15 protein-coding genes are annotated in these 16,577 nt (G+C 45.6%); 7 read left to right on the forward strand and 8 right to left on the reverse strand.

The features are described from left to right. Positions 1-474: 474 nt before the first annotated feature. Complete coding sequence (rnc, locus tag NC981_RS19035) at positions 475-1,158, forward strand: ribonuclease III (RefSeq protein WP_348244379.1); 684 nt, start codon at positions 475-477, stop codon at positions 1,156-1,158. Between the two features lie 32 nt (positions 1,159-1,190). Here rnc and murD read toward each other — a convergent pair whose 3' ends face one another. Both murD and NC981_RS19045 read right to left on the reverse strand, forming a co-directional pair. Next, a complete protein-coding gene (gene murD, locus NC981_RS19040; RefSeq protein ID WP_348244380.1) occupies positions 1,191-2,558 on the reverse strand; it encodes a UDP-N-acetylmuramoyl-L-alanine--D-glutamate ligase in 1,368 nt (455 codons plus the stop codon). A 316-nt stretch (positions 2,559-2,874) separates the two neighbouring features. Continuing rightward, positions 2,875-3,078, reverse strand: a complete 204-nt coding sequence (locus NC981_RS19045; RefSeq protein WP_190378280.1) for a hypothetical protein — start codon at positions 3,076-3,078, stop codon at positions 2,875-2,877. 91 nt (positions 3,079-3,169) lie between these two features. Between NC981_RS19045 and NC981_RS19050 the strand changes: the two genes are divergently transcribed. Genes NC981_RS19050 through NC981_RS19070 form a run of 5 tightly spaced genes read left to right on the forward strand, consistent with a single transcriptional unit; the run spans position 3,170 to position 8,505 of the window. Further along, complete coding sequence (locus NC981_RS19050; RefSeq protein WP_348244381.1) at positions 3,170-4,330, forward strand: aromatic ring-hydroxylating dioxygenase subunit alpha; 1,161 nt, start codon at positions 3,170-3,172, stop codon at positions 4,328-4,330. Positions 4,331-4,342: 12 nt separating this feature from the next. Then, positions 4,343-5,359: an aromatic ring-hydroxylating dioxygenase subunit alpha gene (locus tag NC981_RS19055; RefSeq protein WP_348244382.1), complete on the forward strand. Its 1,017-nt coding sequence runs from the start codon at positions 4,343-4,345 to the stop codon at positions 5,357-5,359. Positions 5,360-5,413: 54 nt separating this feature from the next. Beyond that, complete coding sequence (locus NC981_RS19060; protein ID WP_348244383.1) at positions 5,414-6,595, forward strand: HlyD family efflux transporter periplasmic adaptor subunit; 1,182 nt, start codon at positions 5,414-5,416, stop codon at positions 6,593-6,595. 30 nt (positions 6,596-6,625) lie between these two features. Next, positions 6,626-7,810: an ABC transporter permease DevC gene (gene devC / locus NC981_RS19065; RefSeq protein WP_348244384.1), complete on the forward strand. Its 1,185-nt coding sequence runs from the start codon at positions 6,626-6,628 to the stop codon at positions 7,808-7,810. 11 nt (positions 7,811-7,821) lie between these two features. After that, positions 7,822-8,505, forward strand: a complete 684-nt coding sequence (locus tag NC981_RS19070; RefSeq protein WP_348244385.1) for a DevA family ABC transporter ATP-binding protein — start codon at positions 7,822-7,824, stop codon at positions 8,503-8,505. Positions 8,506-8,518: 13 nt separating this feature from the next. Here the strand turns inward: NC981_RS19070 and NC981_RS19075 are convergent, their stop codons facing one another. The 3 genes from NC981_RS19075 to NC981_RS19085 are packed head-to-tail and all read right to left on the reverse strand — an operon-like array spanning position 8,519 to position 11,021. Beyond that, entirely contained in the window at positions 8,519-9,751 is a 1,233-nt protein-coding gene (locus tag NC981_RS19075) for an MFS transporter (protein WP_348244386.1), read from the reverse strand. A 16-nt stretch (positions 9,752-9,767) separates the two neighbouring features. Then, entirely contained in the window at positions 9,768-10,676 is a 909-nt protein-coding gene (locus NC981_RS19080) for an alpha/beta fold hydrolase (protein WP_348244387.1), read from the reverse strand. 30 nt (positions 10,677-10,706) lie between these two features. Next, positions 10,707-11,021 carry a hypothetical protein gene (locus NC981_RS19085; protein WP_348244388.1) on the reverse strand — a complete coding sequence of 105 codons (315 nt, stop codon included), beginning with the start codon at positions 11,019-11,021 and terminating at the stop codon, positions 10,707-10,709. Between the two features lie 99 nt (positions 11,022-11,120). On the opposite strand from NC981_RS19085, the gene NC981_RS19090 reads away from it, so the two are divergent. After that, positions 11,121-11,633, forward strand: a complete 513-nt coding sequence (locus NC981_RS19090) for a cyclic nucleotide-binding domain-containing protein (RefSeq protein WP_190378272.1) — start codon at positions 11,121-11,123, stop codon at positions 11,631-11,633. A gap of 52 nt (positions 11,634-11,685) precedes the next feature. Here the strand turns inward: NC981_RS19090 and NC981_RS19095 are convergent, their stop codons facing one another. From NC981_RS19095 to NC981_RS19105, 3 genes are read right to left on the reverse strand one after another with little or no spacing between them, the layout of a single operon-like run. Beyond that, positions 11,686-12,063: a response regulator gene (locus NC981_RS19095; protein ID WP_348244389.1), complete on the reverse strand. Its 378-nt coding sequence runs from the start codon at positions 12,061-12,063 to the stop codon at positions 11,686-11,688. A gap of 43 nt (positions 12,064-12,106) precedes the next feature. Next, positions 12,107-15,043, reverse strand: coding sequence for an ATP-binding protein (locus tag NC981_RS19100; RefSeq protein ID WP_348244390.1), 2,937 nt, complete (start codon positions 15,041-15,043; stop codon positions 12,107-12,109). A gap of 7 nt (positions 15,044-15,050) precedes the next feature. Beyond that, positions 15,051-16,553, reverse strand: coding sequence for a hypothetical protein (locus tag NC981_RS19105; RefSeq protein ID WP_348244391.1), 1,503 nt, complete (start codon positions 16,551-16,553; stop codon positions 15,051-15,053). Positions 16,554-16,577: the final 24 nt, after the last annotated feature.

Below are 16,577 nucleotides of genomic sequence, written 5' to 3' on the forward strand. Positions count from 1 at the left end.
GTCAGCGCATACTTAGTATTTTGGTTTAGCGTTCATCCGAGATAAAAGAATTTATTTCAGGTAAAGGCTAGTTCAGCATATTAAGTATGCGCTGGTTTGAGGTTTGGAGATAGTGAGCTTGAGACGTTTACCTAGTGAGTGGCAGGTTAGTAGCTTTCTCTATTGGCGGGAATGCTGCTCCTGTCTGATATTCCGATGCTACTAAAACCTATAGCAGAGGAAACTCAACATGAATTCCAAGCAGAAACAATCTAGAAAGGCTCAACTCATTAAGGAATATGGCTCGTGCTGTTGGTGGTGTGGGAATTCCTATGACGCGAAGACTCTAACTCTCGATCATTTAAAGCCTAAAAGCAAAGGCAGTTCCAACTCTCTAGAGAATCTGCGACTGGCTTGTTTTGGCTGTAACAACAGTCGTGGCAATAGCCTTTATCCCCCGACTTTTCAGCTTTCAACCAACGTAGCGAGGAAAAAATGCACAAACTCTTGATGTTTAAAGACGAAAAGCTTCTACGTCGCTCTCTCACTCACCGTTCCTATGTAAATGAAAATCCTGGAGGAGATGGAGATAACGAGCGCCTAGAATTTCTGGGCGATGCCATTCTCAATTTCATCAGTGGCGAGTACCTTTATCAGCTTTATCCCGAAATGGGAGAAGATGAAATGACGCGACGACGAGCAGCACTCGTAGACGAAAGGCAGCTTGCTAAGTTTGCTACTGAGATTGGATTAGATTTTAGAATGCGGCTTGGACAAGGCGCAATTCGGGATGGCGGTTATCAGAATCCAAATCTTCTGAGCAGCACTTTTGAGGCAGTGGTGGGAGCTTATTACTTAGATCACGATCGCGATATTGAAGCGCTACGTCCTTTGGTGACAGAGCTATTTGACACTGTGCCCCAAGAAGCGATGGTAGTTCGCTCAAACGTGGACTCAAAGAATAAGTTTCAGGAGTTCGCGCAGGCAAATGGTGCTGCGGCTCCACCAAAGTATGTAACAGAGAAGTTAGGTGGAGCCGATCATGCTCCAGTGTTCGTTTCTAGAGTGTATGTGGGTGAAAAACTTTATGGTGAGGGTAAAGGTCGCAGTAAAAAGGATGCAGAAAAGCAAGCGGCTGAAGATGCGATGTCTAAGTTAAAAAAACGAGGACTGCTATGATATGCGAACGATCGCTGAAATCTGCTCAGATTTTACTCAGAACACTGTTCTAAACAAAGCTGACGAAAATGATCGCCCCGTTGCTCAAAGTTCTGATATTGATCAAAGCTGGCACAAGCGGGAGATAGAAGGACAACTTTCGCAGAATATTGTTTTGCAAGGGTGGTCGATCGCGCTACCGCCCGTTCCATTGTTCCAACATCTTCATAGTTCGAGTAACCAATCTCTTCAAGCCGTTTTCCAAAGGTCGGAGCAGCTTCGCCAATCAACAGCACAAATGCAGCTTTCGATTGAATTGCATTGAGCCAAGCTTGATCCTCACCAATTTTAGGCTCTCCGCCTGCAATCAGAATCACTGGAGCTTCGACCGCGACAAGTCCAACTTCTGCGGCATCATAGTTAGTCGCTTTACTATCGTTGATAAACTCGATTCCCTGCCAAGTGCAAATTCGCTCTAATCGATGTGGAACGCCTGGAAACTCTGCAACAGCTTGAGCGATCGCATCTTTATCAATTCCTGCGAAATGTGCGGCTGCTACAGACATCAATAGATTCTGCAAATTGTGCGCTCCCGGCATTCTTAGCGCATCCGCCCGAACAATCTTTTCTCCTTGGACGATCGCCCATGCCTCTTCAATGTAAGCTCCGAACGCTGGATTTCCTATCAGTTCAGACTTACCGGTTACACTCGTCCAGCAAGCATTCTCTTGAATCGGATAGGTTTGCTGTTGTCCGATGTTCCGTAGATAAGGATCATCCCCGTTAAAAATCTGTTGCTTTGATTGATTCAGTAGGCTCGCTTTAATGTTGAAATAGTTCTCTAAGGTTTTGTGGCGACTGAGATGATCGGGTGTAAACGTTGTCCAGATAGCAATTCCAGGCGTGATCGAGAGCGATGATTCAATCTGATAGCTACTAATTTCTGCGATCGCCCAATCAATCTTTTGATCTAACAATGCGACTTCACAAGCAGCATAGCCGATGTTGCCGAATGCAGGTGCATGATATCCCGCTTTCTGAAAGATTGCCGCAGTTAAAGCTGTTGTCGTAGTTTTGCCATTCGTTCCAGTAATTGCTACCCAGGGAGCATAGCTTAATGCCCTCCAGGCAAGCTCCATTTCGCCGATCGTTTCAATATTCATCGATTGAGCCTTGGCTAAACTCGGCACATCCCACGGTACACCCGGACTCACCACAATTAAATCTGGTTGCACTAATTCAGGATCGAAGTTGTCGCCCAAACGCACATCGATTCCTTCTGCGATCAGTTCTTGTTGTTGCGATTGGAGGGTATCGGAAGCACCGCGATCGCTAATGGTGACTTGCCATCCCTGGCGTTTGAGAAGTCGGGCGGCGGCGTTGCCAGATTTCCCCAACCCAATCACAGTAGCATTCGGCATAGTCACAGATACGATTACTCTTTTTGCATTTCTAATCCTACTGCCTAACGCTATGATTTCTACTCACTAAATTATTTTATTAGATGAATAGACCTATTTATCCGATCGCTCAACAAGAAAGAGAATGGTTTTTGCTTTGTCAATTGATCGCGACAATGTTGGTTCCAATTTATCGAACCATTTGGGCTCTTATTCATACGCCAAGCGCTTGGCGAATGCTAAAGCGCTTTAGCATTAAGTGGCTTATTCGCCTTTTGCTCGCACCAGTTGCCTAGTTCCTCTAGGTTTGTCCATCCCTCATCGTGTTAAAGAACGACTAATGAAAGAAGGGAAGCGGAACCTTAACTGCAAGATAAATGACACCCGCAAACGCAAAAAGTGTTGCAAACCCAATGTAAACCATCTTGAATTCGTGATGCTCGATCGCATCTTCAAGCTTCTGATTTAGTTCTTGACGAAACTCGTTAATTTTTTCCTTGCCGGTTTGATCAACTGGCAGACGTTGAGCTTTTCTAACCATAGCCTCTGTGTTTGTATAATCTTGCTTTGCATGAAGAGTACCCGATTCTGCTCAGAGAATTATCCCTCACCACCGTTACTCTAATATCGGCTTGGGAATCATAGAGCTATCTCTAAACCTTGCAAAACGAGTGGGGCGATCGCACGTGCTCAAGAACTTCTGGTATGCGGTTGAATTCAGTGCTGCTGTCACAGCCAAACCAAAACAAATCACGCTGATGGGACAGCACTATGTTCTCTATCGGGATGCAGATCATCAAGTGATTGCTCTCGACGATCGCTGTGCCCATCGTGGGGCGGCTCTATCTGGGGGGTGGATTGAAGAAGGTTGTCTGCGCTGTCCCTATCATGGTTGGAAATATCAATCAGATGGGGCTTGCGTCGAAGTTCCAGCAAATCAAGCAGACGTGCCGATTCCTAAGCGGGCACGAGTGGGGACTTACCCAGTGCAGGAAAAGTATGGTTTTATTTGGATATTTGTGGGGGATGCGCCAGAGTCAGAGCGTCCCCCAATTCCACCGTTTCCAGAGTACGGCGACCCCGCTTGGCGGCAGGTTCAAGGCGAATATGTTTGGAATGCTCACTACACTCGCGTGATTGAGAGCGGCTTAGATACTTCCCATGCACCTTTCGTTCATGCTGCTTTTTTTAATAACCGGGATGATGCAGAGGTTTGGGATTACGAAGTCAAGAGCGAGGAATGGAGTACAAGCGCGACTGTTCGCACTAAGCCACCCAAGCGAGTAGGACTGCTGAAATACATTGTGAAGCGCGATCGTCCTTACTCCAGTGCAACCTTGACGGTTTATCTACCAAACATCAACCGGATTGCACTAGACTTTAACTTCCGTGGCTATCAATATGTCTACTTTGCAACCAACATTCCCGTTGACGAAAACACAACCTTAACGAAGTGGATTGGAGTCCGCAACTTTCTCACACAACCTTGGGCAGACTATAACTCGATCAAAAATACAGTCGATACTTATCTGGAAGACAAAGCGGTGATTGAGGCGCAAGAACCTCGCGTTGTGCCTTATGGATTAACCGAAGAAGTTTTAGTGGCTTCAGATAATCTACTCGTTGCTTATCGTAAACTACTGCGTAAGTTCCTAGATAAAGGCTGGGGAATCGGCGATTACTCCACTAAAGCAAAGCACAAATTAACTTTAGAGCCTGAATCTAACCCAGGTTTGTTTGAGCATCCGATCGCTCAGCCATCGGAACACCCTGTAGAAGTTGCGAAGACTTAAGGAGCCTCAACGATGTTCAAAAATTTCTGGTATGCCGTTGAATTTAGCAAGGCAATCACACAGCGCCCAACCCTTGTTACATTAATGGGCAGAAAAATGGCGGTGTATCGTGACAGCCAGGGAAAAGTGGTCGCGCTTGACAATCGTTGTGCCCATCGAGGCGCATCTTTAGCGGGTGGATGGGTTGAAGGAAATTGTCTTCGCTGTCCCTATCATGGCTGGAGGTATGAAGCAGACGGCTCCTGTCGTGAGATTCCGGCAAATCCAGCCTCAACTCCCATTCCGAAACGAGCGAAAGTAGAGGCTTATCCGGTTCAAGAGAAATACGGATTCATTTGGGTATTTGTCGGTGACTTACCGGAACGCGATCGTCCCCCTCTTCCCTCATTCCCACAGTTTGAGAATCCAGTTCGTGAACCCGCTCAGAGCGTCTATACCTTTAACGCTCATTTCACTCGCACAATGGAGAACACGCTGGATGTTTCCCACGCTCCATTCATGCACGGGGGGTCAGTCGGGAAAAGCAAAACTCCTGAGAACACGGTGATTGAGGATTATGACTTGAAAGTGACTGAATGGGGATTATCCGCAACTTTAGGCATCAAGATTAACCGCATTAACGGGCCGATGCGATTTTTCTTGAAGGACGATGACCAAGATCCTTGGAAACAGTACATTTTTGCACCACCAAACATCACCTATTCCGGTGTCAATTTTGGTCAGTTCAAGATTGAAAGTATTTTGGCTCATATTCCAGTTGATGAAAACACTACGATCGTTAAATCGATCAATATTCGCAGCTTTCTCAATCATGTTCCTGGGCTGAGCCATTGGTTAGATCAAAATACAACTCAAGTCGGGACTCGCATTTGCATGGAGGATAACGTCGTTGTCCAAACTCAGATCCCTCGGCTTGCACCGCTCAATAACAGTACCGAATTAATGGTTGCCTCGGATGCGACATTGATTGCTTATCGAAAACTGCTGAAGAAGTTTTCGGACATGGGATGGATGATGGAAGCTTCCTGATCTGTTTCACACTGCGGTATTGCTGTCATTGTCCTCCACTGTGCTGAATCTATCGTGCAAAAACAAATTCCTCTCAAAACAATTAGCTATGGGCTAATCGGGGCACTCTCGATCGGGTCGCTGGGATTAGGTGCAGCGTATTTGTCTCAGTCTAAAGTAAAGCAAAATGCGGATGCAGGTCTATCGAGTCAACCTGCGCCTGTGCAGTCTGTGACTGCTTTAGGTCGAGTTGAACCGAAAGGCTCTGTGATCAAGGTCTCTGTTGTGAATGCAAGGGATAGTCGAGTGGATCGGCTACTGGTCAAGCAAGGCGATCGAGTGCAAGCAGGGCAGGTGATTGCGATTTTGCAGGGATTGGATAAGAAGCAGGCGGCACTCGAACAGGCGAAGCAAAATGTTGCAGTGATGCAAGCAAAGCTGGCACAAACTAGAGTGGGCAGTGCAACTGTTAGTGGACTGTCTGCACAAAAGGCAGCGATCGCACGGTTAACCGCGCAATTTGATACCGAAATGGCTGCAAGACAAGCAGCAGTCGCTCGTGCTAAAGCTGAAGTTCGGAATGCTCAGGCGAGTTATGAACGATCGCAGAAGCTCCAAAAAGAAGGAGCAATCAGTACCTCTCTCTTAGACAACGATCGCAGAAGCTTTGAGACTGCTACCGCATCACTGCAAGAGGCAAAAGCACAACTGCAAGAAACAAAGCTGACTTTATCTGCCCAGATTCAGGAAGAAACCGCTAAGCTGCAAGCGTTAAGTGAAGTTCGTCCAGCCGATCTCCAAGTTCCTCAAGCTGAGATAGAGTACGCGATCGCCCAACAAAAACAGGCAGAAACTCAACTGGGAGATTCGTATGTCCGCGCTCCGATCGCGGGTCAGATCCTAAGGATCAATACTCAGATTGGGGAGCAAGTTAATGCAGAGCAAGGCATCGTCGATCTGGGACAAACTGATCAAATGTATGTTGTTGCCGAGGTATATGAAACCGACATTCCCAGAGTGAAACGGGGACAACAAGCTCTGATCACGAGCGAAAACGGCGGGTTTAATCAACAATTACGCGGCACAGTTGAACAGATCGGACTTCAAATCAAAAAAACTGATTCGCTGAATACCGATCCAGCAGCAGACAAAAATGCGCGAGTCGTGGAAGTCAAAATTCGGCTCGATCCAGAGGATAGTAAAAAAGTTGCAGAACTCACCTATATGCAGGTACGAGTTCAAATTCGTTTGGACTGATTGGAATCTCTTACTCATTTAACCGCGACCATGCACTTTCTTCTTCCCAAACGACTGGTTAATCGCTTCGCTCAGGAGCCTCCCTTAGCTTGGTCGCAGCTTTCCCATCAGAAAGTGCGTTTAGTCGTCGGACTAGCGGGGATCTCCTTTGCTAACATTCTCATCTTTATGCAGTTGGGATTTCGAGCAGCGATGTTTGATGGGGTATCGCGGATTCAGGAGAACCTCAAAGGGGATCTCTTTCTGGTGAATCGAACGAGTCAGTTTCTTGGAAATAAAACCATTCCCAAAGCGCAACTATATCGAGCGAATGGAATTCAGGGAATTGCTTCTGTTGATCCGCTTTACTACAGCCGGACTTCCTGGGTGAATCCACAGACCAAAGAACTTGCAGATGTGAATATCATTGCTTTTAACCCAGCACGATCGGCAATGGATTTACCCGAAATTCGTGGGCAACTTGGGACGATCGCACAACAAGATACAGTTCTATTTGATAGCAAATCTCTTCCGTCTCTAGGATCTGTGGGCGAACTGTTCAGCAAAGGAGATCCGGTTAATAGTGTTGTAGGTGGGCGAAAAATGTCGGTTGGGGGGCTTTATAGCCTGGGCAGTAGTTTGTTCAAACAGGGACATATCGTCATGAGCGATACCAACTACTTACGGCTCTTTGGTCAAGCTGGAGCAGACGAAGTTCACCTGGGGATGATTACCCTGGAACCTGGTGCTAATCCTAACGCTGTGGCCCAAGGTTTACAAAAGCTGTTGCCGCAAGATATCAAGGTTCTAAATCGTCAAGAGTTTATCGCATTAGAGCAGGGATACTGGGCGAAACAACCGCCTGGAATTATCTTCAATTTCGGCACAGTGATGGGATTCATTGTTGGCATTGTGATTGTTTATCAGGTGCTATACACCGACGTGAATGATCATCTGCCAGAATACGCAACCTTGAAAGCGATCGGTTATTCTGATTCGCGACTGTTAGGAATCATTTTTCAAGAAGCGATCGTTCTAGGTGTACTTGGTTTTCTACCTGGATTTGCTTGTTCTGTGGGAATGTATGGGTTGCTTGGAACTTTAACTCGTGTTGCAATCGTGATGCGTCCTGATGTGGCACTGCAAGTTTTCATTCTGACGCTGTTAATGTGTTTGATTTCAGCCGCGATCGCAGTGCGAAAATTGCGGTCTGCTGATCCAGCCGATGTATTTTAGAGAGATCAGTTATGTCTCCAGCTCCTGTCATTGTCGCTAAGCAGCTCAATCACTCTTTTGGTAAGGGCGCACTCCAAAAACCCGTACTTTCAGAAATTGATCTGGAGATTCATGCAGGTGAAATTGTGATTTTGACAGGCCCTTCTGGAAGTGGAAAAACAACGCTATTAAGCTTAATGGGCGGACTGAGATCAGTTCAAGAAGGCAGTTTGAAAATTTTGGAGCAGGAACTCTGTGGAGCGAGTAAACAACAACTGGTGCAGGTACGGAGCCAGATTGGATACATCTTTCAGGCACACAATCTACTGGATTGTTTGACGGCTCAGCAAAATGTCGGAATGTCTCTGCGCCTGCACAAAGATCTGACCCTGACAGAGCGGATCAATCGTTCTGTAGCAATGCTACACGCCGTTGGTTTAGGACATCGAATCAACTATTACCCGAATGATTTGTCTGGTGGACAGAAACAGCGAGTTGCGATCGCTCGTGCCTTGGTCAGTCAACCGAAAATGGTTCTAGCAGATGAACCGACCGCAGCATTAGACAGTAAATCGGGACGAGATGTGGTGGAAATCATGCAGCGATTAGCAAAAGAGCAGGGCTGTACAATCCTGCTCGTCACACACGATAACCGAATTTTAGATATTGCCGATCGCATCATTCATATGGAAGATGGACGGTTGGCAGCAGCTTAAGCTGCTGCCAACCTTATGAACTTGCAGACTCGGAGGACATCGATTGTAGATTCATCCAGGTTGTTCCAAAGGCAAATAGGATGAAAATTGCTCCCAGCCAAAACGGAGAGAAGATCCCAACATGATCAAAACACCAGCTTGCCCACAACGGGCCTAGAATTGAAGCAATACTCTGTAGTCCTTGAGCATTCGCAAGGGTACGTCCCTGTTCTTGAGCAGAAACGCGATTAGAAATCAGTCCTCTTAGACAGGGCAGAATCAATCCCACACCCAGCGCTAACAATCCTTGGCTTAAATAAAGCAGGACATAAAGAGTTGGTGTTTCTGATGGAATGACCCCGATCAGCCCAAAGCCGATCGCCAACGCAACTAACCCCGCCAAAGTTAGCTTTCCTTCACCAAACGCAGGAATCAGCTTGCGAATCAGCCCACCTTGAATCACAGTCGAAAGCACACCAATAAAGACAAACACAAGCGCCGCTGAAGCAGGCCCCCACCCAAAACGCCGGCTCAGAAACAGCACAAAAACACTGGAGAATCCAGAGAACGCAAAGTTGAAAATAAAAGTCGTCCAAAGAAGCCCTTTGATACGATCGTGCTGAAATAAATCATTGATTTGACCGAGCGGATTCAAATCTTTTAAGCGCAGAGCACGACGGTTTTCTGGCTTTAGAGATTCGGGCAGGCTCACCCAGCCTAAGATGAAATTGAGCAATGCGACAGTGCCCGCAAAAAAGACAGGTAAATTGAGGTTAATTCCTGCAAGCGATCCACCCAAAGCAGGTCCTAACACAAATCCCAACCCAAAGGCAGCACCCGTCAGCCCGAAGTTTTTAGCGCGATCGGCGGGAGTTGAAATATCGGCAATATAAGCTTGTGCGGTTGCTGCAACACCCCCAGTTACACCATCAATCATGCGTGAGACAAACAGCACCCACAGACTACCCGCTAAGCCAAACAGGTAGTAGGAAAGAGAAGTTCCTAACACACACAGCAATAGAACAGGACGGCGACCATAGCGATCGGAGAGTGAGCCAATCAGAGGCGTAGCAAAAAACTGTGCTAAGGCAAATGAGGATGTCAACAATCCTAGTGTCAGTGCATCTGAGCGAAATCTTTCCAGCAAGAATGGCAGAATTGGAAATAGAATACTTTCCCCTAACTTATCTAGCAGAATCGTTACGAAGATGAAAAGTAAGGGAGAAACCTTGAGACTTTTCTTGAGATCTTTAAAGTGAGTGGGCATGAATTGTTTATTCCTTTCAAATCGTAGAAGCTTCGGGTTGTTCGTGTTGAGCTAGCCATTTTCGCAGAATTGGATTAACTAGCTCTGGTGCTTCATCTTGAGGACAATGCCCAACGCCTTCGAGTGGAATGAACTCTTTTACGGCTGGAAACTTCGCTAATTCTCGACCCTGCGCGATCGGCTCAAACGAATCTTCAGTTCCCCAGAGCATCAATACAGGGCAAGTAATTTCAGGTAGCAAATCTTCGGGCAACACACCCTTGGAGTGAGTAATAAATGAGAGAAACACATCCGCTGCACCAGGATGTTGAGCAGGTTTCAGCAAGATTTCTACTAATTCATCTGTCACCGCTTCATGTCGAGCATAGGCTTTTAGCAAGGCTTTACGAATAACTTGAGGTTGAGCCAGTTTTGCAAAGAAGAAATGCCCGATCGCTGGAGACAGCAGGAGTTTTTGCACCCACGGAAAGGTAAGGCGGCGAATTCCCTTGAGCTTGCGTTCATGTTGCAGGCGTAAGGCACAATCTAACAGCGCTACTGCTATCACTTGTTGTGGATTGATCACCGTGGCTTGCAGCGCTACTAAGCAGCCGATCGAATTGCCCACTAAAAAAACGGGTGCTTGAATCACCTCGCGGCAAAAATCAGCAATCTGTTGTCCCCAAGTTTCAAAGCGATAGTTCAGCGATTCGCTCGGTTTTGGTTTAGCAGACTGACCAAAGCCAATTAAGTCGATCGCATACACGCGATGGTTTTCTGCTAGAACTGGAATGCTTTTACGCCAATGATCACTCGATGCGCCTAATCCATGAATGAGCAGCACGATCGAACCTTGAGTTCCAGCAGTCTGATATCGAATTGGGTAGCCGCGCCACTGCCAAATCTGGGAAGAAGGCGATGTTACGGTCGGCTCATTTGTAATCATGGCAACTCCTGGCGAAACACTTGAGTTAATTTAGGAATCTAGAGCATTCCAAATGGTTGAAGGAACTTGACGACCACGTCTTGAAGCGAGACAAGGCTGATAACAGAGGTGTCCTTCGGCTTCTATTGGCTGCAAGAATCCTTCTGCTGCAAGCTTCTCTAGATGCGATCGTGCGATCGCTTCATCTTCAGCTAGATAGTTCGCAACCTCGGTCAGACTTGCAGAACGCTGACGCAGTAGCCAGTTCATTAAACCCCGTTCCAGTTCTGGGAGAAACAGTAGATCTGCCATCGTCTTAGTACCGGGTTTCTCCCGACCAGACGACGAGGATTGGCGAATACCCATCGTCATTTATGCTCCTGTGATCGTGATGTGTCGCGATAGACCTGCACTCAGTATGGGAATGATAGCGGTGAAACTATCGCTCCTGTGAAAATTAGCATTATGGAAAAGCGCACCTATTCGCCGGGTGAAACAATTTACTGTGAAGGAGACGAAAGCGAATCAGTCTATCTAATTAAGGCTGGTAAAGTTGAAATCATTGATACTTATCCTGAGACGGGGAATGTTGTCTCGAAGTCTCTGGGTGTTGGTAAAGTGTTCGGAGAGGTTGAAATCATTGATCGCAAGCCCCGATCGTCCACTGTTAAAGCTGTAGAACCCTTAAAGCTTCTGGTCTTCAGTCACACCGAAATCTTGGATATTCTATTTCGTCGTCCTGAAGATAGCTTAGTGATGGCTCGTGATACCTTCGATCGCTTGCGGCAACTCTACAGTACAGATAGTCTAGAGTCGGAAATGGCTAAGCTGCGCGAGGAGATGCACGAGACGATTAAAAAAGCGGTCGTTAGCCATGAAGCCCGTGTTGTGAAAAGTCATAACGGAATGGCAGCGATCGGAATTCCAATCGTGTTATTGGTTGCGATCGTGGTGGGAATTCAAATTTATTTGCATTAATAGATTCAGTGATTGCTGAAAGCCCCTGATACAAAGGGGCTTTTTGATGGTGCTATAGTCCTAAAATTTGGATTGACTTCTCAAGCACTGCGTCTGGATCAAAAGGCTTCGTCATATATAAGTCTGCCCCTACTTCTATACCTTTCTGTCGATCGAACTCTTGCCCTTTTGCAGTCAGCATAATGATGTAGACATCTTGTAGGTTCAATTCGTGTTTAACAGTCGCGCAAACATCAAAACCGTTTAAGTAAGGCATCATGACATCGAGAAAGACCAATTGGGGAAGCTCGGTCTGGATGATTTCTAGTGCTTCGCGCCCATTTGTTGCAGTCAGTAGCTCGATCCCTTGATCTTCTAACTCTTCTAAAGTCTGCTCCAGCAGCAGACGAATGTGAAATTCATCATCAACGATCAAGATTTTTTGTGACATGGCTGTTGTTTCTCCAGGAGTTGAGAGGCTTATCGAGGGTGGCTTAAAGCAACGTTGAATCAGATTGATTGTCTGCAATTAAGAGAAGAAAAACGTTTTCAAGTCCTTTTTCAAACTTTAGGGTTTTTACTGCCGTTGAATGTTCCCAAAACTTCGCGTTTGCAATCACCGTGTCGGGCTGAGTAGAGAGCGCTTTTTCAATCAATTCTGCATCGTTTGACGCTTCGATCGCAGTAAATCCCTGAGCTTGTAGCACTTCGACCAGGGTTTTCGTCGCCAATTCATTTTCATCCACTACGAGGACTTTGCGACGAGAGTTTCCTTGAGCAATCAGCGAATCGACTTCATGTAACAATAGCTCTGTGTTGATGGGCTTGGTTAGATAGCGATCGACTCCAATCTGCAAGCCACGCTCTTTGTCATCTACGATCGACAAAATGATGATGGGAACGCCCATCGTTTGCGGGTCATTTTTCAGCACTGCGGCAACATCGAAGCCTGACATATCCGGCATCATCACATCAAGAATGATCAGGTGTGGCTTGTGCTGTTTGGCGATCGCGACCGCTTCCCTACCATCTTTCGCTTCTAAAATCTGATAGTCTTCGGCTTCTAGGTTTTGCCGTAATAGTTCTCGAATCGGCGCTTCATCATCAACGACAAGGATCGTTTTATGCGAGCGATGGGTCTCAGAATCCTGGTGAATCACTTGTTCTCGAAGCTGCTGCACCAGCGTACTGAAATCGATTTTTTGAACCTGGTTTGATTCGATTTGAATTGGCAGCGTAAACGAGAAGGTGCTACCTTTTCCGAGTTCACTCTCAACCCAAATTCTGCCCTTGTGGTGCTCGACAATCTGTTTACAAATGGGCAACCCTAATCCTGTTCCTGTTGGCTTATCGGTTAAGGTGTCACCAACTTGCTTAAATTTCTCAAACACTTTTTTATGGTCTTCCGCCGCAATTCCAGTACCGGAATCAATCACACTAATACAAACATCATCTTCAACGCGAATCGCTTTACAGATAACAGCGCCCTGATCCGTAAATTTGACAGCATTGGAAATCAGATTGATTACTACTTGAACAATACGATCGTGATCGCCTATCACTTTCGGCAATGGCTCAATTTGCCGAATCAGCTCAAGATTCTTGGCTTGAAACAAGGCAGAGGTGGCTGCGATCGCACGTTCAATGACTTCGCCCACATCTAGAAGCTCCATCTTCCAATCGACTTTGCCCGCTTCCATTTTGGCAATATCTAACACATCATTAATTAGTGAAGTCAGGCGCATTCCTTCTGACACAATGATGTCAATGTTATCTTCAACCTGACGGATAGTTCGCTGCATTTTTCGGTCTTCGCTCACTACGGCTGGAAAGACCACTTCATCGAGTTTCTTTTTGATGATTTTGGCAAAGCCTAACACCGAAGTTAACGGCGTTCTAAGTTCGTGAGAAACTGTTGAAATGAAATCAGTCTTCATCTGATCCACTTCTTTTTCAGAGGTAATGTCGCGAATGAGGATCACAGAGCCGATCGAGGAGCAGCGTTGACCCCCAGACTGTTCAGCTTTTAAAATCGCAGTGGCAACTGCTTTACCAATACCACCAGGACTGAGGGCAAGCTCAGCCGTAAAAACCTGACCTGGATGCCTCTGAGCTTGAGCAATTAAATCCGTAATTTCTTGACTAAACACGGCTGTACAGTTCGGCTGAGCTAAGTTTGTTGAATCGATGTCAAACATCTTGGACAAAGCAGGATTACAGTGCGTGATTTTGCCAGTGATATCGGTGACCAATAATCCATCGACTAGATTATCAATGATGGCACTGAGATAAGCGAGAGCATCTTGGAGTTGAGTGCTAGTTTGAGCGATTTGTTTGTTTAACAAAGCTTCCTGAATCGCTCGATCGCGGGTTTCCCTTAGTTGGCGCACTCGTTGTAGCGCAACCAGAGTTGCCAGTCCTAACAATGTTCCAACAACTGAGGCAAGCAAGTTGAGGGCATTAAGTTGCTGCTCTAGATTCTCTCGCGGAATCACTAGTGCCACTGACCATTTTGCTTTTTGAATCGGTGCATAAGCAACATAGACCCATTGATTATCAAGCTGCATCAAATTAACCTTGTGCTGTTGATTGACCATTGAACGCGCAATGTTCGCTAATGCTGGATTATTGCTATCTAGAAAGCTTTGAGTGCCCTCGGTCAAATTGGGATCGGGATGTGCGATCGGAACACCTTTCGAGTCTAATGCAAAAGCATAGCTCCCTTTTCCCAGTTGAGTGTTGGCGACTACTTCCGAGACTTGAGCGATCGCAATGTTTCCGGCTAAATTGCCAATTACTGTTGGTTGTTCGGATGGATTGCTGGGAAGATTGTAGAACGCCAAACTACCAGAGCGGACATCAATTCTATCTTTAGGAAGCTGAGCGTAGTTTGCACGAGGAAATGACCATACAGGCGCTGAAATGTTGATCTGACGTTTGCCCGTGGTACGAGAAATGATCATATCTGAGACATTCGATTCACCCTTCATTGCTCGTTGAAAATATTCTCGATCGTTGAGATTTTTTCCTTTCGCAAATCCCAAACGAGTGGTGTAATATGTTCCGTCTGGATTCACAAGAATAAACATCCAGAAGTTAGCCAATCGATCCTTTTCTAACTGCAAATAAGGCTCTGCAATGTCCCAATTCATCGATCGGATTTCGTAACTATTTGCCAGTGCTTCAACACTACCCAGTTGTTGAGCTAACCAAGTATCGATATCACTGCCTGCTTTTTCCACCTTTAAAAGTGCATTGTTCTTTAGGGTATTGAGGATTAAGCTGCGCACAACCCAATAGCTTCCGAACGCGGTGGCTCCGATCGTGACGATCGATCCGCCTACTAAAAGCGTAGAAATAATTCTATTAGGATTGAATTTTGCGCTATTGAGTGAAAACTTTTTGCGTTGAAGCCAGGGTAAATGAATCATGTTGAATTTAGCTACAGGGGTTGTTTGCAGGAGAGTCTAGAGTCAGTGAATAGCAGGTATATAGCTCTTTCTGGTCGATATATTTGAAACAAAACCGAATTTGGTCTAAAAATTCCAATTCCAGCAATTTAATTTCTTTCTCTAAATGTTGAAAAACAATATCTAAGCTAATGAAATGACCATCTTTATGTTGACCTAATATAACCAGTACTCGCCCTTTGATTAGATATTGAATTTTTAGAGCAACATTGGGATCTTTAATCTCGGAATGCAGGTATCGAGTAACAATTTGGTTAATGTCTTTCAGTCTATGAAGATGCAATTGTGAACCTTGTACCTGTTTTGTCTCAATTGGAAGTGCTTTTTCTTTCGGATATTCTTGATTTTTTGGCTTCGGTTTAAACGAGCTTTTTAAGCTAACTACAATCGAATTTTGCCACTCGATCGACATCTGCCTCAATAATAGAAATAAACTGAAGATGCCTAAAAAGGTGATGCCTATCAGTCCGAGATGAACTGTTGAGCTAAAGAAGCTGCCACTAGAAAAGACGATTAGAAGAACCGCGATCGAAAAGGGAAAAGACATCGCCAGTAAAGCTGTAGCGAATTCAGTATCAAAGAATAATTGTTGATTCTTTTCCGAACTTTGTTGATTAATTCGAGTTCCATGAAGTAGTGACCATAAGCTACAGGATGCTTGTGGCAAAGCAATCATGAGCATCGTGATTTCTGAGGTAGGACGAATTAGCGCGATCGCAGCCGCACTTAACAAAAATCCAGCACCCGCCCTCGCAAGCAACACCATCAAAATTGTGCCCAATCGCAAAGACTTCAAGTTGAGCGAAACCCCTACATAAACTAAAATGAGCGGTGTTGCACAAAGCGCAAGCTTCTGGATTGTATCCAATACAGCAACCGGAAGCGAAACAGATTTGATCCCAGAAGTGGCGAGAATCACACCGAGAACGATCGCAAGATTGACAGGCTCACTCAGCAAAAACAGTCCAATCTGTTGCCAATGAGGTTTTATTTCAGAATTAGAACATTCTGCTTTTTTCTGATACCAAATTATTGCTAACGCATATAAACCAATTAGAACAAAAAATTTATTTCCCATATCTGCTAAAGCTGCCCAAGCCAAACCTTGAGTTCCTAAGAATTGCTCAACAAATGGGTACACCGTTAATCCAGGTGCAAGCGAAGGAAACAATAAAACAAGAGCGCGTCTTTTTGACTTCTCAGTTTTGGGAATGAGAAGATAGGTTAAACCAAAGCCAATTAGCATCAGATAGAGATTGACGGCTAAAGCAAACGAAGGCAAAAGTACTAAATCAAGACGAGTATCAATCTCGATCGTTGATAAAAAGATCGTTGCAGGGAGTGCCGCACTCAGAATAAAAGCTCGAATTGCTCCAACAGAAGTCTCACTGCTGAATTTGGGTTTGAGCAAATAACCCACCATAATCAGAAGAAGAAGTGAGATCGCTTTGTGAATAACTAAGTGTGACACGGGCTGTTTGCACGATCGATGTTT

The sequence above is a fragment of the Leptolyngbya sp. DQ-M1 genome (genome assembly GCF_039962505.1).
Classification (GTDB): domain Bacteria; phylum Cyanobacteriota; class Cyanobacteriia; order Leptolyngbyales; family Leptolyngbyaceae; genus Leptolyngbya.

Excerpts from the sequence above, each read along its gene's own strand:
- NC981_RS19080 (WP_348244387.1), bottom strand. The coding sequence starts at position 10,676 with ATGATTACAAATGAGCCGACCGTAACATCGCCTTCTTCCCAGATTTGG.
- NC981_RS19075 (WP_348244386.1), bottom strand. The coding sequence starts at position 9,751 with ATGCCCACTCACTTTAAAGATCTCAAGAAAAGTCTCAAGGTTTCTCCC.
- NC981_RS19070 (WP_348244385.1), top strand. The coding sequence starts at position 7,822 with ATGTCTCCAGCTCCTGTCATTGTCGCTAAGCAGCTCAATCACTCTTTT.
- NC981_RS19055 (WP_348244382.1), top strand. The coding sequence starts at position 4,343 with ATGTTCAAAAATTTCTGGTATGCCGTTGAATTTAGCAAGGCAATCACA.
- devC (WP_348244384.1), top strand. The coding sequence starts at position 6,626 with ATGCACTTTCTTCTTCCCAAACGACTGGTTAATCGCTTCGCTCAGGAG.
- NC981_RS19045 (WP_190378280.1), bottom strand. The coding sequence starts at position 3,078 with ATGGTTAGAAAAGCTCAACGTCTGCCAGTTGATCAAACCGGCAAGGAA.
- rnc (WP_348244379.1), top strand. The coding sequence starts at position 475 with ATGCACAAACTCTTGATGTTTAAAGACGAAAAGCTTCTACGTCGCTCT.
- NC981_RS19100 (WP_348244390.1), bottom strand. The coding sequence starts at position 15,043 with ATGATTCATTTACCCTGGCTTCAACGCAAAAAGTTTTCACTCAATAGC.
- NC981_RS19090 (WP_190378272.1), top strand. The coding sequence starts at position 11,121 with ATGGAAAAGCGCACCTATTCGCCGGGTGAAACAATTTACTGTGAAGGA.
- NC981_RS19085 (WP_348244388.1), bottom strand. The coding sequence starts at position 11,021 with ATGGGTATTCGCCAATCCTCGTCGTCTGGTCGGGAGAAACCCGGTACT.
- NC981_RS19095 (WP_348244389.1), bottom strand. The coding sequence starts at position 12,063 with ATGTCACAAAAAATCTTGATCGTTGATGATGAATTTCACATTCGTCTG.
- murD (WP_348244380.1), bottom strand. The coding sequence starts at position 2,558 with ATGCCGAATGCTACTGTGATTGGGTTGGGGAAATCTGGCAACGCCGCC.